Origin of the sequence: Umezawaea endophytica, from assembly GCF_025061645.1 — a bacterium.
In the GTDB taxonomy this organism is placed as follows: Bacteria; Actinomycetota; Actinomycetes; order Mycobacteriales; family Pseudonocardiaceae; genus Umezawaea; species Umezawaea endophytica.
The window spans coordinates 1-4,609 of the sequence record NZ_JANYMP010000063.1 but is presented as its reverse complement, the minus strand read 5'-3'; the positions used below and the strand labels follow the sequence as shown (position 1 = coordinate 4,609).

Annotated in this window: 2 rRNA genes; both read left to right on the top strand. The window is 57.2% G+C overall.

From position 1 onward, the window contains the following. Positions 1–1,076, top strand: a 16S ribosomal RNA gene (locus tag NZH93_RS49400); the annotation flags it as partial. Positions 1,077–1,441: 365 nt separating this feature from the next. After that, positions 1,442–4,556, top strand: a 23S ribosomal RNA gene (locus tag NZH93_RS49395). Positions 4,557–4,609: the final 53 nt, after the last annotated feature.

The following is a 4,609-nucleotide window of genomic DNA, read 5'->3' as shown; positions in this document are numbered from 1 at the left end:
CGAAGCGCGAGTGACGGTACCTACAGAAGAAGCACCGGCTAACTACGTGCCAGCAGCCGCGGTAATACGTAGGGTGCGAGCGTTGTCCGGAATTATTGGGCGTAAAGAGCTCGTAGGCGGTTTGTTGCGTCGGCTGTGAAAACCTACAGCTTAACTGTGGGCCTGCAGTCGATACGGGCAGACTTGAGTTCGGCAGGGGAGACTGGAATTCCTGGTGTAGCGGTGAAATGCGCAGATATCAGGAGGAACACCGGTGGCGAAGGCGGGTCTCTGGGCCGATACTGACGCTGAGGAGCGAAAGCGTGGGGAGCGAACAGGATTAGATACCCTGGTAGTCCACGCCGTAAACGGTGGGTGCTAGGTGTGGGGGACTTCCACGTCCTCCGTGCCGCAGCTAACGCATTAAGCACCCCGCCTGGGGAGTACGGCCGCAAGGCTAAAACTCAAAGGAATTGACGGGGGCCCGCACAAGCGGCGGAGCATGTGGATTAATTCGATGCAACGCGAAGAACCTTACCTGGGCTTGACATACATCGGAAACATCCAGAGATGGGTGCCCCGCAAGGTCGGTGTACAGGTGGTGCATGGCTGTCGTCAGCTCGTGTCGTGAGATGTTGGGTTAAGTCCCGCAACGAGCGCAACCCTCGTTCCATGTTGCCAGCGCGTTATGGCGGGGACTCATGGGAGACTGCCGGGGTCAACTCGGAGGAAGGTGGGGATGACGTCAAGTCATCATGCCCCTTATGTCCAGGGCTTCACACATGCTACAATGGCCGGTACAAAGGGCTGCTAAGCCGCGAGGTGGAGCGAATCCCATAAAGCCGGTCTCAGTTCGGATCGGGGTCTGCAACTCGACCCCGTGAAGTCGGAGTCGCTAGTAATCGCAGATCAGCAACGCTGCGGTGAATACGTTCCCGGGCCTTGTACACACCGCCCGTCACGTCACGAAAGTCGGTAACACCCGAAGCCCGTGGCCCAACCCGCAAGGGGGGGAGCGGTCGAAGGTGGGACTGGCGATTGGGACGAAGTCGTAACAAGGTAGCCGTACCGGAAGGTGCGGCTGGATCACCTCCTTTCTAAGGAGCTTCTCGCGCCTGGTCAGCACATGGTGTTGGTCGGGTGGAGTCCATGCCAACGGCGTCCGATCGTTGGATGGGTTGCTCATAGATGTGGATGCTGGCTATATGCATTCGGCTTGATCGTCGGCAGAGTTAGTACGGCTCCTTGGAGCATGGAAGGGTCTGGCGAGGGTTTCGCAGGTTTGTCGGCACGCTGTTGGGTCCTGAGAGAACACGCGAGTGTTTGCTCAGAACGAAGAGATGATCCGGGTCTGCCCGGTCTCCGAACCAGCCAGGTGAAAGCCTGGGCACAGGCGGTGACAGTAGTGGGTGGATGTCCGTTCGTTCTTTGAGAACTGCACAGTGGATGCGAGCATCTTTGTAAGCAAGTTTTTAAGGGCATACGGTGAATGCCTTGGCACCAGGAGCCGATGAAGGACGTAGGAGGCTGCGAAAAGCCTAGGGGAGCTGCCAACCGAGCTGAGATCCTAGGGTGTCCGAATGGGGAAACCCGGCCTCAGTCATGTGGGGTCACCCATACCTGAACACATAGGGTATGTGGAGGGAACGCGGGGAAGTGAAACATCTCAGTACCCGCAGGAAGAGAAAACAACCGTGATTCCGTGAGTAGTGGCGAGCGAAAGCGGATGAGGCTAAACCGGTTATGTGTGATACCCGGCAGGGGTTGCATGATCGGGGTCGTGGGACCTATCCGAATGTTCTGCCGGACATTCGAGGAGTAAGAAAACACTGTGGTTAGCGGAACGTGTCTGGAAAGCGCGAGCGTAGAGGGTGAGACTCCCGTACGCGAAAACCCGGTGTCTCCTGATGGTGTTCCCAAGTAGCAGCGTACTCGTGAAATTCGCTGTGAATCTGGCGGGACCACCCGCTAAGCCTAAATACTCCCTGGTGACCGATAGCGGACTAGTACCGTGAGGGAAAGGTGAAAAGTACCCCGGGAGGGGAGTGAAATAGTACCTGAAACCGTGTGCCTACAATCCGTCGGAGCTTTTCGGAGTGACGGCGTGCCTTTTGAAGAATGAGCCTGCGAGTTAGTGCTACGTGGCGAGGTTAACCCGTGTGGGGTAGCCGTAGCGAAAGCGAGTCCGAATAGGGCGTTCTTAGTCGCGTGGTCTAGACCCGAAGCGGAGTGATCTAGCCATGGCCAGGGTGAAGCGCGGGTAAGACCGTGTGGAGGCCCGAACCCACCAGGGTTGAAAACCTGGGGGATGAGCTGTGGTTAGGGGTGAAAGGCCAATCAAACTCCGTGATAGCTGGTTCTCCCCGAAATGCATTTAGGTGCAGCGTCGCATGTTTCTCGCCGGAGGTAGAGCACTGGATGGTCTAGGGGGCCCACAAGCTTACCGAAATCAACCAAACTCCGAATGCCGGTGAGTGAGAGTGCGGCAGTGAGACTGCGGGCGATAAGGTTCGTAGTCGAGAGGGAAACAGCCCAGAACACCAGCTAAGGCCCCTAAGTGTGTGCTAAGTGGGAAAGGATGTGGGGTCGCCCAGACAACCAGGAGGTTGGCTTAGAAGCAGCCACCCTTTAAAGAGTGCGTAATAGCTCACTGGTCAAGTGGTCCTGCGCCGACAATGTAGCGGGGCTTAAGCACACCGCCGAAGCTGTGTCATTCACACATATGATCCGTGTCGACTTGATCGGCACGCAGTCGTGTGGATGGGTAGGGGAGCGTCGTATAGCCAGTGAAGCGCCGGAGTGATCCAGGTGTGGAGGCTATGCGAGTGAGAATGCAGGCATGAGTAGCGAAAGGGGAGTGAGAAACTCCCCCGCCGGATGACCAAGGGTTCCTGGGCCAGGCTAATCCGCCCAGGGTAAGTCGGGACCTAAGGCGAGGCCGACAGGCGTAGTCGATGGACAACGGGTTGATATTCCCGTACCCGTGTGAACGCGCCCATGGCGAACCTTGTGATGCTAACCGCCCAAAGCTGTGACATCGCCCTTCGGGGCACCGTTGCGGTGGAGCGCGGGACCCGAACTTGTAGTAGTCAAGCGATGGGGTGACGCAGGAGGGTAGCTCCGCCAGTGAGTGGTAGTACTGGTGTAAGCGTGTAGGCCGTTTGGTAGGCAAATCCGCCAAGCACATAGGCTGAGACGTGATGCATAGCCGATTGAGGCGAAGTAGAGTGATCCCATGCTGCCGAGAAAAGCCTCTAGTGAGTGTTCATGCGGCCCGTACCCCAAACCGACACAGGTGGTCAGGTAGAGAATACCGAGGCGATCGGGCGAACTGTGGTTAAGGAACTCGGCAAAATCCCCCCGTAACTTCGGGAGAAGGGGGGCCGTAGCGCTTGAAGCCCCTTTGCGGGCTAGGGCGAGACGGCCGCAGAGACCAGCGAGAAGCGACTGTTTACTAAAAACACAGGTCCGTGCGAAGTCGCAAGACGATGTATACGGACTGACGCCTGCCCGGTGCTGGAACGTTAAGGGGACCGGTTAGTCCGCAAGGGCGAAGCTGAGAACTTAAGCGCCAGTAAACGGCGGTGGTAACTATAACCATCCTAAGGTAGCGAAATTCCTTGTCGGGTAAGTTCCGACCTGCACGAATGGCGTAACGACTTCTCGACTGTCTCAACCGCAGGCCCGGCGAAATTGCATTACGAGTAAAGATGCTCGTTACGCGCGGCAGGACGGAAAGACCCCGGGACCTTTACTATAGCTTGGTATTGGTGTTCGGTTCGGCTTGTGTAGGATAGGTGGGAGACTGTGAAGCGGCCACGCCAGTGGTTGTGGAGTCATCGTTGAAATACCACTCTGGTCGTACTGGATGTCTAACCTCGGTCCGTGATCCGGATCAGGGACAGTGCCTGGTGGGTAGTTTAACTGGGGCGGTTGCCTCCCAAAGGGTAACGGAGGCGCTCAAAGGTTCCCTCAGCCTGGTTGGCAATCAGGTGTCGAGTGCAAGTGCACAAGGGGGCTTGACTGTGAGACAGACATGTCGAGCAGGGACGAAAGTCGGAACTAGTGATCCGGCGCTGGCTGGTGGAAGCGGCGTCGCTCAACGGATAAAAGGTACCCCGGGGATAACAGGCTGATCTTGCCCAAGAGTCCATATCGACGGCATGGTTTGGCACCTCGATGTCGGCTCGTCGCATCCTGGGGCTGGAGTAGGTCCCAAGGGTTGGGCTGTTCGCCCATTAAAGCGGTACGCGAGCTGGGTTTAGAACGTCGTGAGACAGTTCGGTCCCTATCCGCCGCGCGCGTAGGATACTTGAGGAAGGCTGTCCCTAGTACGAGAGGACCGGGATGGACGAACCTCTGGTGTGCCAGTTGTTCTGCCAAGGGCATTGCTGGTTGGCTACGTTCGGAAGGGATAACCGCTGAAAGCATCTAAGCGGGAAGCCTGTTCCAAGATGAGGTATCCCACCCCTTTGAGGGTTAAGGCCCCCAGCTAGACCACTGGGTTGATAGGCCGGAGATGGAAGCCTAGTAATGGGTGGAGTTGACCGGTACTAATAGGCCGAGGACTTGTTTTCGAAGGTGCTACGCATCCACTGTGCGGTTCTGAAAGAACCGGACCGGACCACAT